General features: G+C 56.4%; 17 protein-coding genes and 1 pseudogene. 12 read left to right on the top strand and 6 right to left on the bottom strand.

The genetic code is table 11. The features are described 5' to 3' along the window. The first annotated feature begins 119 nt into the window (after positions 1-119). The 4 genes from IG194_RS02780 (at position 120) to IG194_RS33245 (ending at position 4,233) form a co-directional block, all read left to right on the top strand. Entirely contained in the window at positions 120-1,151 is a 1,032-nt protein-coding gene (locus IG194_RS02780) for a helix-turn-helix transcriptional regulator (RefSeq protein WP_058487211.1), read from the top strand. A gap of 29 nt (positions 1,152-1,180) precedes the next feature. Then, on the top strand, positions 1,181-2,281 hold the full coding sequence (locus IG194_RS02785) for a hypothetical protein (RefSeq protein WP_058487210.1): 1,101 nt from the start codon (positions 1,181-1,183) through the stop codon (positions 2,279-2,281). Positions 2,282-2,347: 66 nt separating this feature from the next. After that, positions 2,348-3,970, top strand: coding sequence for a hypothetical protein (locus IG194_RS02790; protein WP_058487209.1), 1,623 nt, complete (start codon positions 2,348-2,350; stop codon positions 3,968-3,970). Next, positions 3,967-4,233 (top strand): YkgJ family cysteine cluster protein, encoded by a 267-nt coding sequence (locus IG194_RS33245; RefSeq protein WP_082996234.1) that lies wholly within the window; start codon positions 3,967-3,969, stop codon positions 4,231-4,233. The genes IG194_RS02790 and IG194_RS33245 overlap by 4 nt, the downstream gene beginning before the upstream one ends. A 232-nt stretch (positions 4,234-4,465) precedes the next feature. On the opposite strand, the gene IG194_RS02795 is transcribed toward IG194_RS33245, so the two are convergent. The 3 genes from IG194_RS02795 to IG194_RS02805 all read right to left on the bottom strand — a co-directional run bounded on the left by IG194_RS02795 (position 4,466) and on the right by IG194_RS02805 (position 6,718). Then, the gene (locus IG194_RS02795) at positions 4,466-4,978 is read right to left on the bottom strand and encodes an HNH endonuclease family protein (RefSeq protein WP_176707147.1); all 513 of its coding nucleotides are present in this window, start codon (positions 4,976-4,978) and stop codon (positions 4,466-4,468) included. A gap of 175 nt (positions 4,979-5,153) precedes the next feature. Next, complete coding sequence (locus IG194_RS02800; protein ID WP_058487207.1) at positions 5,154-6,152, bottom strand: inovirus-type Gp2 protein; 999 nt, start codon at positions 6,150-6,152, stop codon at positions 5,154-5,156. 335 nt (positions 6,153-6,487) lie between these two features. Then, positions 6,488-6,718, bottom strand: a complete 231-nt coding sequence (locus tag IG194_RS02805) for a helix-turn-helix transcriptional regulator (RefSeq protein WP_058487206.1) — start codon at positions 6,716-6,718, stop codon at positions 6,488-6,490. A gap of 329 nt (positions 6,719-7,047) precedes the next feature. Between IG194_RS02805 and IG194_RS02810 the strand changes: the two genes are divergently transcribed. Then, positions 7,048-8,733 carry a YfjI family protein gene (locus IG194_RS02810; protein WP_082996233.1) on the top strand — a complete coding sequence of 562 codons (1,686 nt, stop codon included), beginning with the start codon at positions 7,048-7,050 and terminating at the stop codon, positions 8,731-8,733. Positions 8,734-8,801: 68 nt separating this feature from the next. Here the strand turns inward: IG194_RS02810 and IG194_RS33250 are convergent, their stop codons facing one another. After that, entirely contained in the window at positions 8,802-9,032 is a 231-nt protein-coding gene (locus IG194_RS33250) for an IS3 family transposase (protein WP_160329385.1), read from the bottom strand. A gap of 257 nt (positions 9,033-9,289) precedes the next feature. Here IG194_RS33250 and tnpA point away from each other — a divergent pair, with 257 nt between their 5' ends. From tnpA to IG194_RS02850, 7 genes and pseudogenes are all read left to right on the top strand, one after another. Beyond that, the gene (tnpA, locus tag IG194_RS02820; RefSeq protein WP_058487205.1) at positions 9,290-9,625 is read left to right on the top strand and encodes an IS66-like element accessory protein TnpA; all 336 of its coding nucleotides are present in this window, start codon (positions 9,290-9,292) and stop codon (positions 9,623-9,625) included. Beyond that, a complete protein-coding gene (gene tnpB, locus IG194_RS02825; RefSeq protein WP_033986756.1) occupies positions 9,622-9,957 on the top strand; it encodes an IS66 family insertion sequence element accessory protein TnpB in 336 nt (111 codons plus the stop codon). Before tnpA ends, tnpB begins: the two co-directional genes overlap by 4 nt. A 64-nt stretch (positions 9,958-10,021) precedes the next feature. After that, positions 10,022-11,334, top strand: a pseudogene (gene tnpC, locus IG194_RS02830) (IS66 family transposase); the annotation flags it as partial. 182 nt (positions 11,335-11,516) lie between these two features. Then, positions 11,517-11,696 carry a hypothetical protein gene (locus IG194_RS02835; RefSeq protein ID WP_058487204.1) on the top strand — a complete coding sequence of 60 codons (180 nt, stop codon included), beginning with the start codon at positions 11,517-11,519 and terminating at the stop codon, positions 11,694-11,696. After that, positions 11,686-11,943, top strand: a complete 258-nt coding sequence (locus IG194_RS02840) for a hypothetical protein (RefSeq protein ID WP_141679721.1) — start codon at positions 11,686-11,688, stop codon at positions 11,941-11,943. Before IG194_RS02835 ends, IG194_RS02840 begins: the two co-directional genes overlap by 11 nt. 70 nt (positions 11,944-12,013) lie before the next feature. Continuing rightward, positions 12,014-13,237, top strand: a complete 1,224-nt coding sequence (locus tag IG194_RS02845) for a lysozyme inhibitor LprI family protein (RefSeq protein ID WP_058487203.1) — start codon at positions 12,014-12,016, stop codon at positions 13,235-13,237. 662 nt (positions 13,238-13,899) lie between these two features. Beyond that, complete coding sequence (locus tag IG194_RS02850) at positions 13,900-14,973, top strand: AIM24 family protein (RefSeq protein WP_058487202.1); 1,074 nt, start codon at positions 13,900-13,902, stop codon at positions 14,971-14,973. A 288-nt stretch (positions 14,974-15,261) separates the two neighbouring features. Here the strand turns inward: IG194_RS02850 and IG194_RS02855 are convergent, their stop codons facing one another. Beyond that, on the bottom strand, positions 15,262-16,407 hold the full coding sequence (locus IG194_RS02855; RefSeq protein WP_082996230.1) for a glycerate kinase: 1,146 nt from the start codon (positions 16,405-16,407) through the stop codon (positions 15,262-15,264). A gap of 129 nt (positions 16,408-16,536) precedes the next feature. Beyond that, positions 16,537-17,568 (bottom strand): CdaR family transcriptional regulator, encoded by a 1,032-nt coding sequence (locus IG194_RS02860; RefSeq protein ID WP_225617205.1) that lies wholly within the window; start codon positions 17,566-17,568, stop codon positions 16,537-16,539. Positions 17,569-17,601 lie beyond the last annotated feature (33 nt).

Raw genomic sequence — 17,601 nt, forward strand, 5'->3', positions numbered from 1 at the left:
CGAATGGCTTTGTCGTAGGGACTGCACAACAGGTGGCACAAAGCCATTAAGCCTAGTAGAATCGACGTCAACTTGACGCCAAGTCACTGGCGACCGGTTGAGACACAGAGGTAGTTACCATGTCCCAAGCGAAGGATACGCTGCTCAGGCTATTTGCATTACTCCGCCTGATTCCAACCGAGCCTCAGCGCATCGCAACTCCAACCCTTCTCGAGAAGCTTCGCGATAGAGGCTTTTCGGTGACCTTGCGCTCGATTCAGCGCGACCTGAATCGATTGTCGGTTCCCTTCTCCTTGCAGTGCGACGACAGCGAAATGCCATTCCGCTGGAGCTTCACGCGCGAGGCACCGCTCAAGCTTGAGGACATGGACGCGCCGACCGCCCTGGCGCTTTTCTTATCTGAAAGCCACCTCAGCCCGATTCTACCGCAGAGCGTTCTGGATCAATTGGCCCCTCAGTTTCGCCGAGCCCGCAACTACCTCAGCGGCTTGGGCGGTAACGGCCTGGCCGATTGGGCAAAACGCGTTCGTACACTGCCGTATGGGAAAACTCTGCTACCAGCGCAGGTCAGAGCACATACCTGGGCGCAAGTATCCGCGGGCCTGCTCGAGCGCAAGCAACTCGAGGTGGCTTATCTGAGTCGCAGCAAAGGCGAACTCAAGCACTTTCGTCTACACCCGGCCGGCCTGGTCTCACGCCACGCCGTGAGCTACCTGCTTGCCTCTGTTGACGGTTTCAGCGATCTGCGTCAGTTCGCCTTGCACCGGATTACCGAAGTGACCGTACTCGAGCAGGCCGCTCAAGAACATGAGAGCTTCGATGTCGATGCTTACATCGCCAGTGGCGTATTCAGCCAGCGGGAAGCAGAGGCACAAGTCGAGCTAGTTGCCGATGTCCGCCCACAGATCGCGGCCTTGCTCAGTGAAACACCATTGAGCCATCGGCAAACCTTGAGCGATACCGCCAGTCATGGCTGGCACCGCCTTCACGCAACAGTGCCATTGGACCGCGAAACGCTCTGGTGGATCTTTGCCCTGAACGAAAACATTCGCCTGCATGCACCCGCGGTGTGGGTGGAGGAGATTCGTGAGCGATTGAACTCGATGCAAGCGCTCTATCGAGAAACCGGCGCAATCCAGCAACCTGCCTGAACATCCCAATACTTCAAAAGGATATTGTCATGCCACTTCCCCTCATTCTCGGCGCCGCGGCGCTGGCCAGTGCAGCCTACGGTGCCAAGAAAGGCTACGACGGTTACCAGAAGCATTCCGAAGCCGACGACATCGTCAACGCCGCAAAAAAGCGTTACGCCGGGAAGAAGGAAGCGTTCGACGTACAGGAAAAGGCCACCACTGACGCCCTCGAATCACTGGGCCAGGAAGAACTAAACATCGGCCAGCAGTTCAACGAGTTCAAAACTCTCGCCGAAGACTTGCTGCAAAAACTCAACAACGGCCGCCAAGACAAGCTGGAAATCAATATTCCCAAGCACAAACTGCAGCGTGTCGAGAACTACAGCTACACCGCCATCGGCGTGTTGGGCGCTGCCGCCGGAGCGGGTGTAGCCGGCGCTGCGGCTGGATTTGCCGTATATGGCGGCGTGATGGCATTGGGTGCAGCCTCTACTGGCACCGCCATCTCCTCGTTAGCTGGCGTTGCTGCGACCAACGCTACGCTGGCGGCTATTGGAGGCGGCTCGCTGGCCACCGGCGGCTTGGGCATGGCCGGCGGCACGGCGATTCTCGGCGCCGCCGTGGCCGGACCGGTGCTGGCCATCGCGGGTTGGGCATACGACAGCCATGGCGAAGAGGCGTTGAAGAACGCGCGCAAGGCCGACCGTGAAGTCGATAACGCCGTGGCGAAGCTGGAAAAAGCCCAGCAACAACTCAGCAAGACGGAAGATTACGTGTTCGACATCAGCGACGTGCTGAAGTCGGTTTACGCGCAATTCGATCAATACTTCGAACACCTCAAGTTCATCGCCCACCACATCGAAGACATCAGGTCTCGCCAACTCGACCCGCAGAGAGAACTGGCCAAGCTGGGCGACTCCATTCTGCGCCTGATCAACAACGGCTTCGCACTGGCAACTATCCTCGTAGACCTGATCACCACGCCGCTGTTCAAGGTCAAGATCGCCAACGGCGAAGTCATCAAAGACGAAAATGGCGTACCGGTGATGGACACGGACGAAGACGGATCGATGATCCTCAACACGGATCAGTTGGATAAGCAACTTGGTGATACCAAGGCCAGCGCAGCTCGCATAGAGCCGGCTTGACCCGGGTACGGGGCCAAACGGCCCCGCCTCCGCCCTGCACCTTACTCACTTGTCACGGACGCCACTATGCACGCCGCAGCGCAAGACTTCCCCTGGGCTGAAGAGCTCGAGAAAACTGTCGTTAACAGCCTTGTAACCAGTTTCGGACTGGACTTTCTGCTGTTCAAAGACCAGAAAGGAGGCAACGTAGACACAGTCCACAATGTGCGCAACGGTGTGTGGGCCACCGCCGCCGAACAGCAGCATTATGAGCAACGCGGCGAATACGACAGTACCCCCTACCATCAGCACGACAATTACATCGCCACCGGCCAGCAGGATAAAACCCTGCACGCCGCTGGCGCCCTGCGCGACCCCTATCGCAATGCCGTGATGGGCGCACACGAACAGCGCAACCTCGACCATGTGATCAGCGCCAAGGAAATTCATGACGATGCCGGTCGGGTACTAGCGGGGCTCAGCGGCGTAGAACTGGCCAATCAGAGCAGCAATCTGCAATCCACCCACGAAACCGTAAACAAATCGAAAAAGCAGGCGCCCATCAATGAGTACCTGCAAAGGCTGCCTGGCCTGATTTCTGACAACGAAGTAACACTGGCCAAAGACCGCGCTCGCCTGGCCACTCTGCCGCGTGAAACACCGCAGCAGCAACACATGGCCCGCGAACTGGAAGACAAGATCCGTAAAACCGAAAACAAAATCATCGAACTCAAAGCGGTAGATCCCGACGCCATGCGCAAGCGCGATGCTGAAGCGCGGGCACCATACGAGCAGCAGATCAACCACACCTACTACACCAGCAGCAAGTTTTTCCATCAGACCGCTAGCGCTGCCGGCACCGCCGGACTGGCTATGGGCACTCGGCAGATGCTCGGCATGGTCATGGCTGAAGTGTGGTTCGAACTACGCGAGCAACTGCCCGCCCTGCTGGACAAGCTCAAGCATCAGTTCAGCTTCGAAACATTCGTAGACAGCATCACCGCCTCACTCAAAGGTATCTGGGAGCGAGTGCAAAGACGCTTCAGTGACTTCTTGGTGTCTTTCAAAGACGGCCTATTCGCAGGCATCCTCGGCAGCCTCACCACGACAGTGTTCAACATCCTCGCCACCACGCAGGTGATGGCGATCAAGATCATTCGCGAAGTCTGGGGCCAACTGGTCAAGGCCATCAAACTGATGATCTTCAACCCCGACCAACTCAGCTTCGTTGAATTGTGCCAAGCAGTCACCTCGCTGTTGTCCGTAAGTGCCGCTACCGTCGTCGGCTCCATGACCTACGCCCAACTTCTGCCGGTGTGCAGCTTCCCGTTCGGTGCCGAGCTAGCCGCCTTCGCCAGCGCCTTGGTTACCGGTGTGATCACCCTTGGGCTCAACTACTTTCTGCTGCACAGCGGCGTGGCGCTCAAGCTGTGGGCATTTATCGAATCACTGCCCCCGCACACAGGCACAATCAAACAGTTTCAGGCGATAAATGCCGAATTAGATCGATACCTGGCCGAACTGAGCCGACTGGAATTCAACCTAGACGTGGACGAACTGCAAGCTTTCAGCCTCGAACTACAAAGTTGCAACGATGAACTGCAGCGCAGTGTGGTGTTGCAGCAAGAAGTACAGGCCCGCGGTATCGAACTGCCGTTCGAGATAGGGAATGCAGCTAGTACCCGTAACTGGCTGACCTCGCTGGTATGACGTTACCAGCGTTTCCGTGTACGCAATGCGGGCTGTGCTGCCGCAATGTAAATATGGCTGAGCAAACTCGCTATCTGGATCGGGGAGACGGCACATGTCGGCACTACAGTGATGCTGAACGGCACTGTCTGATTTATCAGACCCGACCAGATATCTGCCGGGTGGATCGGCAGTACCGGATGCACTATGCAGAGCTATACAGTTGGGCGGAGTTTGTTGACGCAAATCTCGAGGTTTGTCGGGTGCTGCAGAGCCAACATTAGCCTCATATAGACGAGCTTGTGAGGTCTCGTTGGGCAATCTCGGAGACTTACCAGTTGGTGAAGCAGCAACTGGCTGTTCAATTGGACCGGGCTTCGCATCACTTCGCAGCGCTGATCCAGAGCGCCCGGCACTCACTCCAGCATGTCGAAATAAGCCAGCATGAGCAGCCTGTAACTGCTCACGCTGTGACCCATTTTTTTCTTTGCTCCTGTGGCTTTACTGAGCGCTGAGTCAGGCACCCGACTCGTACGAGTCTTTCAGACGCTGCAACAGGTCTTTGTGACGTGCCTCCAGATCAGTCAGAGCAAAGCTTCCCATCGCCAACAAGCGCTGCGAGTTTGGCAGACTTTCCACCCGATCCTCGAAATAGCGAACTCGTTTGCTCGCGAAATCCAGATTGCCCAAGGAGGTGTTCTTGCGCCGCGAGAGCAGCATCAAGTTGCCCAGTCGATGCAGCCATGTCTCGTGCTGCTCCTCATTGAAGTCCTTGACCCACTGGCTCGCATCGTCCGGATTCTGCGGCAGGATATGCTCCACACTAATATCATCCGGCAGGTTCAACGGCGCAGCATGGCTGGCCAGCAGGTACTCCAGGCGCAGCAGAATATATCGAGCGAAGCGCCGACCGTAGATGGCGCCGTCCAGTAAGTCCTGCAACTGTTTGCGGTCGAAGTCGAAGGCTTTGCTGGCGAGCACTTCAGCCGGGATCTTGGCCGCCTCGATCACCTTGAGCACTTCATTCATGTTGCTGATGCGCTGGGTGGGTGTGAGCTGCACAATCCAGTCGGCAGAGAACTTGAGCCTTAGATTCCAGGCCAGAGCCTAAACCATCGACCGGCCAGGACTCCACCAGCACCGTGCTAGCACCCGGCACGCTGGCATCCCATCGGATCACCAGCGCGAGCCTGAGCTACCAGCCCTACCTACGTGATGAATTACGCTTGTCGGGGAATGGACGATTAGCCGTCGTGGAAACCCTCCTTGCCTGTCCCTTACGCAAGCAACGAGCGCCTACTGGCTTCAGCCGCAGGTGTTGATCATTCTTAACCAGGTAACGCATGGTGTAATGCACGTCACCCCGCGCACTCATGTCCCGCCGGTGAATCAGGCCAAGCCCCAGCCTGTCGTGGTATTTATCTTTTTCGATGTTGCAGTTGTTGAAGCAACCCTGACCACGGGTGATGCGCTCCCACAATTCACCGATCCGCTGAGCCCTGTAGATGTCGGCACTCACTGCAGCACCGTTGAAGAAGAACGCCGCATGGATGTGATAGCCACGATCTTCGCCTTGTTCAACGCTGCAGATGTAGCCGGTTTCATGGTCGAAAATCAGGTTACGTTCACGCTCAACAATTAACCGATTCAGGTCGTCGAATACGCGCTCCACACGCAACCTCGCTTGGGCTTCAGTACGGTAATACAGATCAACCCTGATCACACAGGTGCGAGCGTAGCGATCAAGCACTGCATCAACGTAGCGGCCGATTTCAATCTCTTGCTGGAGCGCCTGATAGCGCTGGTCGTACCCTCGGCGGGTATACCGCTTTTTGAAGAGGAGAGTACGGATGCCCTTGGTTAGCTCGTTCAGCGTCTCACTGGTGCTCAGATAGCGCGTTTCACTCTCACTCAAGCAGGTAATGCCACCAAAGGGGCTGAGTTCAACCCCAATGGCCTGGCAGGCCTCCTGAAAAAGGCTCAAGTGCCAGCTGAGCTGATACTCCGCATCACACTTGAACAGCGCGACCATTTGCACGATCCCGTCGAAGTATTTTGACAGCCGGGTTTCACTGACTCGCTCATCGCCATGCTTTGAGTATGTGATTTGGAAGGCTTGGCTATCTGTACGCTGGACGGCGTTGATGAGGCGCTCAATTCGGATGGCAATATCGGACTGTGAGCGAAAGGTGTTGGTCTTCATGGGAGGTACCTGGTTGGTTGTTCGTATACCAGGTAGGTGCTGTGTACTTTTTGACTGGGTAGCCGCCGCTAGCCTAGGGACTAGGCTATGCGTAGATAGTGCGAGAGGGCAGTCTATTATTGGTGACTAATAGATAGTTAATGACTATATAACTAGATCCCCCTCCCACTCTCAGCAAGCAATCCCGGCAAGGCAAGGCATATGGGGAGCGACATTGCCTGCCTGCCGAGAGATTTGCCTAACCACAACATGGGGGAGTTAGCTGAGAACGTAGCCTTTCCCCAAGCAGCATAAACGCCATGACCAGCCTTAGCCGGTCATGGCACAGGTTAGTTCTAGCTAGCCACAGTCAGGTGGCCGGTGGAGCGCACCACGGTACCCTCTGCCAAGTCACGTTCCTCAATCCTCGCCAGGATCCAGTCGTGCACCTCGCTATCGACCCAGCCGACGCAGCGGTCGCCGAGTGAAACGGGTTTCGGGAAGGTGCTTTCCGCGATGTATTTGTAGATGGTCGACCGAGCCAGGCCAGTCGAGTCGATGACTTCTTTCAGCCGGATAATTCTCATGAGCAGGCTCCTCTGTTAGCTCAGAGGATTTGGGGAGGTTGTAAAAAAATACACGGAGCCTACCTGTAGTAGATGAGGCCGCGATCAACCCACGGGGTAGGCAACCACAGGACGGCGATAGATTGCTGCATAAGCTGAATCACCAATGCCTCCGCCAACCACTGCCAATCTGCGTCTCGACGTGGCCGCTGCTGACTCGCCGCGCTATCCCCTAAGGCGCCTAGGCGGCCTTCATCGCCATGTTGTTTATATCTATCAGAAATCGTATAGAGAAAATTTTCCGTTATTCTGCTACTGTCGCTAGAAAATAGCGGAAATAGCTACAAAAAATGAAAAAATCAGATCATATTAAGTCTGCATCCTCTGGCAGTGAAATGCTTACCGTTCAGCAAGGCTGGCCCTGCTTTCGCGAGCACAGCTTGTTCGAGTCCGCTGTGACAGAGGCTGCTCGAGAGCTACAGGTCTCTCGAGAGATGGCAATGATGTGCGCGTTCGGTGCCATGGCTACTGCCTGTCAAGGGCAAGTCAATTTGCAGATGCCTACTGGCCACCCGGCACCTACCTCATTAATGCTCCTAACCATCGCCGAATCGGGGGAAAGGAAGACCACAACGCAGAACTACTTCTTTGACGCAATCAATGTACTAAATGATGAGGAGTACCAGGCTAACGAAGTTTCTTTTAGAAAGCACCGGATCAACTATGAACTATGGGAAACTAAGAAACGACATCTGCAGCGCATGTATAGCAAATGCGCAGCGCAGGAAGATGAAGATGCGACGCACGCAGCTTTAGAAAAACTCACCGAGCATCTCAAGACCGAACCCCAACCTAACCGGTCAGGGAAGTTCCTGTATGAAGACACCACCCCACAAGCTCTGGTACAAATGCTTTACGAAAACAGGCCTAACGGCTGCTTACTGACCAGCGAGGCTAGTAGTATTTTCAGCGGTAAAGCATTAGGTGAACTCGACAAGCTTAATACACTCTGGGACGGTGGCAGCGTAATTGTCGATCGCGTATCCAGAGAGGGGTTTATTCTTCGAGATGCACGACTAACCCTATCGCTAATGGCTCAACCAAGCGTTATCGCATCGTTCATGGGAAAACGCGGCAATGAAGCTCGTGGTACCGGCTTCCTTGCTCGCTTCTTAGTCGTTAAACCGCGCACCATGGCCGGCGAACGAACTCACGAAAAGCTATCATCATTACCACGCAAGCAGAATTTCAATGCCCGTGTTCGCGAGAAATTGACGTTCGCGACCTCGTCTAGTCGTCAGGTGTTGAGATTTTCGGAGCCAGCTGCGAGTCTCTGGTACGAATACAGTCAATACTTAGAACAAGAAATGAGGAGCAATGGACTATACCACTACCTCCGAGATCACGCATCTAAATTACTTGAAAATGCCAGTCGGCTAGCAGCCATCCTGCATACATTTGAGCGAACCTCAGACAACGATACCGAGATTGATTTATTTACTTTAAAATTTTGCTGGGAGTTTGCTAGAGCTTGTTCAGGGCACTTCATAGCGCACCTAGCTAACGAACCACAAGTAGTTACAGACGCTAACAATCTGGCGCACTTCTTACTAAGCCTTGCCAATAAAGATTCCCGCATAGATCACACGCGAGCCGCTCAAGACACAAGAAGATATCGAAATCAAGTAACGCCACCCGAAACACAGACTGACAACCTCATTAGCGGGGTAAGAACAACATTTACTCTGACCAAAGTAAAACAGTATGGCCCCAGCAGCCTGAGAGGCCGAGCAAATTCTGAAAGACTAGACGCCGCTATCGACTTACTTACTAAGCTTGGACACATTAGGAAAGAGGGAAGCAACTATCGCTTCCAAGAGACAATTCTACTCACGCCAGAACAACTTACACTGAAAAATGGCGAAACAATTACAGTCAAAGAACTCCCTCTATTTAGCGAGCAGCAGTATTGCAAGCCTCAGACCATGGATGCATATAGAGTTAAAGGCGATTATTTCATAAAAGTCTGTCAATAGCACAATTCCAGAGCAACCTATTGAAGCTAGACATAACCTAGCCTGTCCCGGAACCGGTGGGCAGGTAGTTAAGAGCTACTGCTCGTATTTCTCCGCTCAAACTCCATCGGACTGAGATACCCCAGCGTCGAGTGGCGACGGTGGTGATTGTAGAAGCAGATGTAGTCGAACAGGTCGGCTTTCGCCTCCTGATAGCAGGCATAGTACGCCAGGTACACCCGTTCGGACTTCAGCGAACAGAAGAAACTCTCCATCACCGCATGATCCCAACAGCTTCCCCACCGCGAGTGGCTTGGCACGATGCGATGCCACCGAAGCAGGGCTTGGTAGTCGCAGGCGCAGTACTGACTGCCGCGATCCTAGTTCAGCAGCACCTCCAATTATAGCTGTCGGCGAGCAACAGGCATCTCTAGCGCGGCATGCATCAAAGCCTGATACATACGGTGGTGCATCGTAAGCGTCCGGCCAACACACCTCCCCGATTCTTCCAGCTAGCGGGATGGTGTCCACCTGTTTTTGGTGGACACCATTTCAAGCCCCTAGTGGAGGATCTCCCGTGCCAGGTCAACGCCGCTCCTATCCAAAATCTTTCAAGGCCCAGGTCGTCGATGAGTGTATCCAGCCCGGCGCCTCGGTTGCCGGTGTGGCCTTGAGTCATGGCCTCAACGCCAATCTCGTGCACAAGTGGATTCGCCGCCAGCAGGCGCAGTTGCCCGCTGCACCTTCAAGTTTTATTCCGATTCCTCTCGTCCCGAGCCTGCCGGTTACTCCGAATGCGGCCGACATGGCCATCCAGATCGCCATTCCCCATCGGGCCGGCAAGCTGTCGGTGCAGTGGCCGGGCAACGACCCTGAAGGCTGCGCCCGCTTCCTGCGCGAGCTGCTGAGGTGATCCGCATCGAGCGCATCTGGCTCGCCACCGAGCCGCTGGACATGCGCGCCGGCACCGAAACAGCGTTGGCCCGGGTGGTGCAGGTGTTCGGTGCGGCGCAGCCGCACTGTGCCTACCTCTTCACCAACAAGCGCGCCAACCGGGTGAAGGTGCTGGTGCACGATGGCTTCGGCATCTGGCTGGCCGCTCGAAGGCTGAATAGGGGGCGCTTCGTCTGGTCGGGGAATTGGCAGGGACAGCAGTTGGAGCTCAGCCCCGAGCAGTTGCAGGCCCTGGTGGTCGGCCTGCCTTGGCAGCGTCTTGGGCCTGATGCCGAGATCAGGCTCCTGTAGCCGGGGTGCAATTAGGCCAATGGCCTATCGCCGAGGGGGGCCAGAAATCCTCACACTCGACGCCATGGATTCTGCCGCTTTCGATCATCTGACGCCTGAGCAACTGCGCCAACTGGCCGCGCAGTTGAGTCAGCGCGTCGATCATCTGGAAACGCTCAACCAGCGCTTGAACCACGAACTCGCCGTGCTGCGACGCCACCGCTTCGCCCGTCGTAGCGAGCAGCTCAATGCCGACCAGCTCAACCTGCTGGAAGAGATGATCGATGCCGACATCGCCGCCATCAAGGCAGAGCTTGAAGCGGCACGCCCGGCCCCTGCCAAGCGCGAGCTACGGCAGCAGCCCAAGCGGGCGCCTCTGCCGGCCGAGTTGCCGCGCACGCTGATACTTCACGAGCCGGACAGCACCCAATGTACCTGCGGCTGCCAACTCGAGCGCATCGGCGAAGACGTCAGCGAGAAGCTCGACTACACCCCAGGCTCCTTCACCGTCGAGCGGCATATCCGTGGCAAGTGGGTCTGCGCCAAGTGTGAAATATTGATCCAGGCCCCAGTGCCTGCGCAGGTGATCGACAAGGGCATCCCGACTGCCGGGCTACTGGCTCAGGTCATGGTGGCCAAGTTCGCCGATCACCTGCCGCTGTACCGCCAGGAAAAGATCTTCGCCCGCGCCGGGCTGGCCATCGCGCGCTCCACGTTGGCGCAATGGGTCGGCGCTTGCGGTGTCCAGCTGCAACCCCTGGCGATGCCCTGCGCGACTGCCTGCTTCGGCAGGACGTCATCCTCGCCGACGAAACCCCAGTACAGATGCTTGCCCCAGGCACGAAGAAGACCCAGCGGGCTTACGTCTGGGCCTATGCACCCAGCCCCTTCGCCGACCTCAAGGCCGTGGTCTATGACTTCAGGCCGAGCCGGGCCGGTGAGCACGTGCGCAGCTTCCTGGGCGACTGGCAAGGCAAACTGGTCTGCGACGACTTCGCCGGCTACAAGGCCAGCTTCGAGCAAGGCGTGACCGAGATCGGCTGCATGGCCTATGCACGGCGCAAGTTCTTCGACCTGCATGCCGCCAACCAGAGCCAACTGGCCGAGCAGGCCCTCCAGTATATCGGCCAGCTGTACGAGGTGGAGCGCGAAGGGCGCGAGCTGCTCGCCGAACATCGACGGCAACTACGCCAGGACAAAGCCAGGCCGATCATCGATGGCCTGCATAGCTGGATGCTTGGGCAGCGGCAGAAGGTGCCGGAAGGTAGCGCGATCGCCAAGGCACTCGACTACAGCCTCAAGCGCTGGGCAGCGTTGGTGCGTTACCTGGATGACGACAACCTGCCCATCGACAACAACTGGATCGAGAACCAGATCCGTCCCTGGGCCTTGGGGCGCCCTTATGGCCGGGTGCAAGCTTTCCGGCTCGCTTACAGTTACTGGACGGACACCAACTCATGCAGCAGGAGCGAGCTGCAACCAAGGCCGCCAAAGAGGCATTGTCGGAGAAAACCAAGGATCTGGAAGCGACCAGAAAGCTACTGAAGAACTGCGTGGCACGGCTGTCCGACTGCACTGTCATGATGAAAGATGCAGGGCTCTCCATAGATGCGCTTACCGAGGAGCAACGACAGCAGAGGGCCGATCTTCAACGAGAGATGCTTAGAAAGCTGGGAGGGAACGATATCGCGCTGATCCTGAACGCATTCCTCGCCCTGTTGAAATTGATGCCAGGTATTGGCCATTGTGATGATGCTTGAGATCGGTGATATCGAACGCTTTGCCGATACCGGCGAGTTCACCTCCCATGCTCTCAACGCGGCCAACGTCCATTATTCGAACGGCAAGAAAAAGCGTGACTGCCCAACTGGAAGCCAGGAAGGCGAAGCTTTCATCTCAGCCAAGCAACACAACCGCGGAGAGCAGACCTCAAAACGAGAGCTGAGGGCATGGCAGATAGCCATCAATGAAGACGGCTGGCATCATCCCGTTCCGACGTTATCTTAGCCTGTGGTCATCAATATCCCCGGGCAGCCGATAACGCAGACAGGCGATCAACAAGTAAAGGATGATCTCGATGCGACTCCGTACAGCAGCTCCCGCACTGCTGCTGGCCCTCTTGGCCGGCCAATCAATGGCAGCAAGCTTTGACTGCACCAAGGCCAACAGCTTTGCCGAGAAAGAAATCTGCCGGGATGGTTACCTGTCAGGCTTGGACGAATGGGTTGTCCGCTCCTACAAGACAGCATTGGAAGTGAATCCAGGTCAGGCCGACGCGGTTCGACAATCGCAACGGGAATGGCTGCAAACCAGAGATGCTTGTAGGGATCAGAAGTGCCTCGACACATCCATCAGTTCTCGAATCAACTCTCTTGACCGGTACGTGAGCAAAGAGAGAGCCAATGCCTCCTCGGCACTTGCTGAGGCTCAGTTGGCGCGTCATCAAGAGGCCGAGGCAGAGAGACAGCGGCAAATTGCTGAGCGTGCCGCGGCCCAGGAAGTGGCACGGCAATCGCAGATCGAAGCCCAACGTGAGCAAGAAGCCGCCGAGTTACAGCAGCGTGCTCGAGAAGCGCAGGCCGAGGAAGCGCGGCGCATTGCGGAGCGCCAACAGGCGGCTCAGATGCCGCAATACCAGCCTCAGCAGCAAGCGATACAACCCACGTCCGCCGCTTACACGTCACCGACATCTTCAACAAGGCAGCCTGACTACCACGTGGCGGAGAAATCTCTTTGGCAACAGTTCAAAGCAAGCCCTGCATGGAAGTACCTGATGCTCGTTGGTGCACTTCTTACTGCTTGGGCTATGTGGCGTCACCACCAGGGCGAGGCAACCATCTATAACGACTACACGGATGCCGCAATTACCAATCTCTTGCCAGCAGCAGGTGTGTTTGTGGCATTCCTGATGAACTGGCTTGAGCTGCCTCGGCAATTGGCGGTAGCCGCCGGGGCAACGGGCTTCCTTCTCTCATTGATGTTCTCCGTGTATGCGTCTGTGCGATCCAACGCAGGGTGGCTGAACGTAACCTTGTCGCTGATCGCCAAGATCATGCTGGTATCGATCTTCTATGCAGTGATAGCTGTACTGGTGACTTCGCTATTCTTGAACACCAAGTACAAGGGCGAATCGCAGGCAAGGGCTAATGCAAGGAATCGACGGCAGAAGAAAGAAACGATGGCCATGATCGCCACGCTTACTACAGCCTACACCTTCCTTACGGCCTGGCTGTGTCGTCGGCAAGAATTCACCTCAGTGTCGGAGTGCTTGACCTTTGACCCAACCGCAAGCGCGGCATAAAGACATCAGCATGAGGCGCAAGGGCCGCACCTCATGCTGACTCAGCCTCGACCTTTTCAATATCTTCGGCTAAGTCAAGATCATCCGCTGTGGCTGCAAGGATCTCCAACTCAGAACAGATGCGAATCTCATCTCCGAGCTTCAGTCCGATACATGGCGCTCTGTTCAAATATACCTCCTGGGAGGCACTTCGAAAGGACGCCTCCAAACGGGAGAGCACCTTTGGGCACATTGATCGAGTACTTGAAAAGGGATACTCGACCATGGACTTCGACGTAGCCTCATAAAACTGGATCAATACGGAAGGCGCCCTACAAGCTTGGAACCGTCGTTGCCACCACACTGAGGTCGACGCGGTGATGCTTTTCCCGGAGCCTCTGGATAGTACCGGCTCCGATCGCCTTGATGCTGCCCCCGGCCTCTGCAGCGATCCACACAAGCGGTGTCCGCACCCGCTTGAGCTACTTGTGCCTGAACATCTGCAACGCTGCGGCCAAGGCGGCGCGCTACAGTCGCACAACCGCAGCCTCACTGAACCGCCAGAAGACCCGTGCTTAGCTGGAGAGAACTGGTACTCTGACTCGGGTCGATTTTCAGACCGATTGGAGGGCAACCCATTGTTGACTTGGACCTTATCAGTACGTGGCACCCTTATCGGTCCTATGGACACAGAGAAGGCGAAGCTGGTCGCCCGGGAGTCGCCTGGTTCATGGTGCTGGCGGCCTGGAATGAGTGACTGGCAGTTGGCCCACCTTGTCCCGGAAATCCGGCCCATGAAGAAGGACGGGGTCACTCCTCTTCCTGAACCATCCCCAGACATGATCTCGCCGAAACCTGGCGTCGTCCCAGGGGGTCAATCCTTGGAGGTTCCACCCCGCTCCTCTAGCCTGGCGCAAACCACAAGTGACGGTATGCAAAACGCATCGGAAGGGTTCGGATCGAGCCAGCGCAGCGAGGGCATTGACTTCAAGGTCTTCGGCTCCGAAACGCAATTCGTGGAACTTGAGCTTGATCAAGGTGAGAGTGCGATTGCGGAAGCCGGCGCCATGATGTTCAAGAGTGCCGGCGTGGAGATGCACACCATTTTCGGAGATGGGTCCAACGGTACAGCTGGACTCATGGGAAAGCTGTTTAGTGCCGGTAAAAGACTGCTCACCGGTGAGAGCCTGTTCACCACTGTTTTCACTCAACAGACCGCGGGCAAAGGGCGTGTAGCCTTTGCGGCCCCTTTCCCTGGCACCATCCTTGTGCTCGACCTGAAACAGTACGGCGATCGACTGATCTGCCAGAAAGACAGCTTCCTTGCTGGTTCGAAAGGAGTCACCCTGGGACTTCATTTCCAGAAGAAGATCCTCACGGGCTTGTTTGGAGGCGAGGGGTTCATCCTCCAGAAACTGGAGGGAGATGGCCTAGTTTTCGTTCACATGGGGGGCACGATTAGGAAGATCGACCTCGCACCTGGCGAGCGTCTAGATGTTGATACTGGGTGCTTGGCAGCTATGACCAATGAAGTGGACTTTGACATCCGGACCGCCGGCGGCATCAAGAGCATGCTCTTCGGGGGCGAAGGAATGTTCTTCGGGACGCTTACAGGACCAGGGACCGTTTGGCTTCAGTCACTTCCGTTCTCACGGCTTGCCGGCCGCATGCTTGCTGCCGCACCCGCTGGTGGTGGTCAACGTCAAGGAGAGGGATCGATCTTAGGTGGTCTTGGCGAAATTATCGGCGGCCGGTAGCCGGGGCTTCATCTTATTCAGAGAGAAGACAACCAAGCCATGTACTTGGGTTGTCGGGCTGTGCGGTGCAGCTCTTCCGAGAGAGCAACTGAAGCGTAGAGCACCCGCGCCAGTCCTGTACCAGCGATCGCTGAGAACCCAACTGTGGCAGCGAGGTATTTCTTTCCATCGAGGATGGAGAACCTGGCCTGCGTATGGGCCACTTTCAGTGGTGATGCTGCACTGGCCGCCTATGTGATAGCTCTGCCCCCTCGGTCCTCAGTAGCTCCTGATGGCTGGAGGATTTCCTCAAGCCCCCCCGACTCTGGCAACCCTCCACAGTTGCAGCAAGTCCGATGCCCTATGCCGGAGAAGAGCTGCGGCGTCGGAGCATGCTGATTCAAGCGTCATGGGGCCAGAGGTGATGGAGAAGGCTGCAACGATTCCAATGTCGCGCAACCGCTGATATCCGACTCCCAGCGTGCCGGCTATTGCTATGGTAGGCACTCCCGCTGCAGAAGCGATAGCCGCCACCCCCGCAGGGGTCTTCCCGTACAAAGTCTGTTCGTCCAACTTCCCCTCGCCCGTGATCACTAGATCTGCCCCTTGAACTGCCCGGCCCAGTTCAGACAGATCCGCGATCAGTTGAACACCAGGCCGGAATTCCGCATGGAGAAATGCTTTGGCGGCGAACCCGATTCCTCCCGCAGCGCCAGCTCCTGGGAAATCACGAACGTCTTTCTGAAGCAGCGCAGCCACAACATCAGCATACGCATTCAGAGCCTCATCCAAAGCCAAGACCTGATCAGGAGTTGCACCTTTCTGTGGGCCGAAAACGTGAGAAGCTCCTTGTGGCCCGATCAATGGATTGTCGACATCACAGGCAACATCAATCCGAACTTTATGCAGCTTTTCATCCAACCCGTTCAGATCGATCTGCCGAAGAGCTTTGAGCGCCAAGCCACCCTCCTCAATCTCATCGCCGGCAGAGTCGAGGAACTTGGCACCAAGCGCTCGCAGCATTCCGGTACCGCCATCATTGGTCGCACTCCCTCCGAACCCTATGATGATTCGTTGCGCGCCGGCGCTCAGAGCTTGCAGGAGCAGTTGGCCGGTCCCGAAGGTGGAAGCGCGCGTAGCGTCGCGCTCCCCGGCTGGAACCAAGTGGATGCCACTAGCTGCCGCCATTTCGATCACCGCGGTGCGGGACTCGTTTAGCCAGCCCCAAGCTGCCTGGACTTCAGCCCCAAGTGGTCCTCGGACGGTGCTGACCCTCCGTTCACCTCCGGTAGCAGCCAGGACGGCGTCGACGGTGCCCTCCCCACCATCTGCCATGGGCATGCACACAATTTCAGCGTCTGGAACCGAATCTCGCACTCCTTGGGCAATCGCTTCTGCCACGAGCTCTGCAGACAGGCTTTCTTTGAACGAGTCCGGCGCGATCACGACTTTCATGCAGTTCCCTCGTCAGGCTTTGCGATGTGATTGAGAGGAATTGTTCCTGCACAAGGTGTGGTGCGGGTAGGTTGAAATCACAGACTTTTCTTTGTCCTTTTGTGCAAATTCACAAGAACCACGAATCCTTTACTCTACCGCCAGGATCATCGCCAGGTAGAGTTCAGTCGTGCCTTTCGGTGAAGCCATGTCGATCCCGGTAATATCGGCAATCCGCTCCAGTCTGTAGCGAAGGCTGTTCCGGTGGATATTCAGGGCCTCGACGCAGGCTTGACCGTCACCTCCATGCTCGAACCAGCACTTCAATGTCCTACGCAGCTGGCCATTGCTGTCCTCTTGCTGCAGAGCGATGTAGGGCTCTGCCAGTTGCTGAAAACCGTGCTCAGAACGATAGCGCCACACTGCAACCGGAATTCTGTGAGCGGCCAGATCCAGCCATTGAGCATCTGGCATTTTGGCTTGGGCATAGGCCATCAAGTCAGATAACTGCTCAACTTCAGAATGCAGAGCCCCCGTTTCGGTGTTAGAGGTGCCGATCGCTACCCGGGTAAGCGGAATTCCAGCGCGGGCTACCCGCTCACGAAAATCCAGTGGAACTGTGCGGGATGGGCACCAGACCAGGCCTGAAGCATGCCACGGAATACACCAGGCGTCCGCGGCCTGGTGCCGAGCCCATTGGGCGGCCAGTTCAAGATCTTCTGGATTGGCCATCTCGAGAAGGACTGCTGTGCGGCGAAGATCAGGTTTCAGCCCCAATCGTTGGGCTTCAACAATAGCCCGTTGAGAAAACTCTCCAGACAGGAGGATGGCGGTCAGAACATCTTCGGTCCGCTTCTGGAGCCAAATTCGGGGCTGCTGATCATTTCGTTGGGCGACCAGCATTTCAGCTGTCATTCGTACCATCTCAGCGAACGTGCGTACCTCATCAGGCGCACCAGATACGCCAATTACGCCGATCACCTGGCCATCTAGGCGAAGTGGCAAGTTCACCCCTTCTTGCACCCCCCTGAGAGCGCTAGCGGCTGCGATGTCGATCTCAACAGCCCTGTTGTTGGCGAGGACTAGTTGGGCCCCTTCGTGGCGTGTATAGAGACGTTCAGTCTCGCCTGTCCCAATAATCAAGCCTTGACTATCCATCACGTTCACATTGCGAGGAAGGATGGCCGTAAGCGTCTAGCTAACTCACCTTGCGTA

Source organism: Pseudomonas sp. ADPe, from assembly GCF_014843515.1.
GTDB lineage: Bacteria > Pseudomonadota > Gammaproteobacteria > Pseudomonadales > Pseudomonadaceae > Pseudomonas > Pseudomonas citronellolis.

Excerpts from the sequence above, each read along its gene's own strand:
- IG194_RS02780 (WP_058487211.1), top strand. The coding sequence starts at position 120 with ATGTCCCAAGCGAAGGATACGCTGCTCAGGCTATTTGCATTACTCCGC.
- IG194_RS02785 (WP_058487210.1), top strand. The coding sequence starts at position 1,181 with ATGCCACTTCCCCTCATTCTCGGCGCCGCGGCGCTGGCCAGTGCAGCC.
- IG194_RS02790 (WP_058487209.1), top strand. The coding sequence starts at position 2,348 with ATGCACGCCGCAGCGCAAGACTTCCCCTGGGCTGAAGAGCTCGAGAAA.
- IG194_RS33245 (WP_082996234.1), top strand. The coding sequence starts at position 3,967 with ATGACGTTACCAGCGTTTCCGTGTACGCAATGCGGGCTGTGCTGCCGC.
- IG194_RS02795 (WP_176707147.1), bottom strand. The coding sequence starts at position 4,978 with ATGAATGAAGTGCTCAAGGTGATCGAGGCGGCCAAGATCCCGGCTGAA.
- IG194_RS02800 (WP_058487207.1), bottom strand. The coding sequence starts at position 6,152 with ATGAAGACCAACACCTTTCGCTCACAGTCCGATATTGCCATCCGAATT.
- IG194_RS02805 (WP_058487206.1), bottom strand. The coding sequence starts at position 6,718 with ATGAGAATTATCCGGCTGAAAGAAGTCATCGACTCGACTGGCCTGGCT.
- IG194_RS02810 (WP_082996233.1), top strand. The coding sequence starts at position 7,048 with ATGAAAAAATCAGATCATATTAAGTCTGCATCCTCTGGCAGTGAAATG.
- IG194_RS02835 (WP_058487204.1), top strand. The coding sequence starts at position 11,517 with ATGATGAAAGATGCAGGGCTCTCCATAGATGCGCTTACCGAGGAGCAA.
- IG194_RS02840 (WP_141679721.1), top strand. The coding sequence starts at position 11,686 with ATGATGCTTGAGATCGGTGATATCGAACGCTTTGCCGATACCGGCGAG.
- IG194_RS02845 (WP_058487203.1), top strand. The coding sequence starts at position 12,014 with ATGCGACTCCGTACAGCAGCTCCCGCACTGCTGCTGGCCCTCTTGGCC.
- IG194_RS02850 (WP_058487202.1), top strand. The coding sequence starts at position 13,900 with ATGGACACAGAGAAGGCGAAGCTGGTCGCCCGGGAGTCGCCTGGTTCA.
- IG194_RS02855 (WP_082996230.1), bottom strand. The coding sequence starts at position 16,407 with ATGAAAGTCGTGATCGCGCCGGACTCGTTCAAAGAAAGCCTGTCTGCA.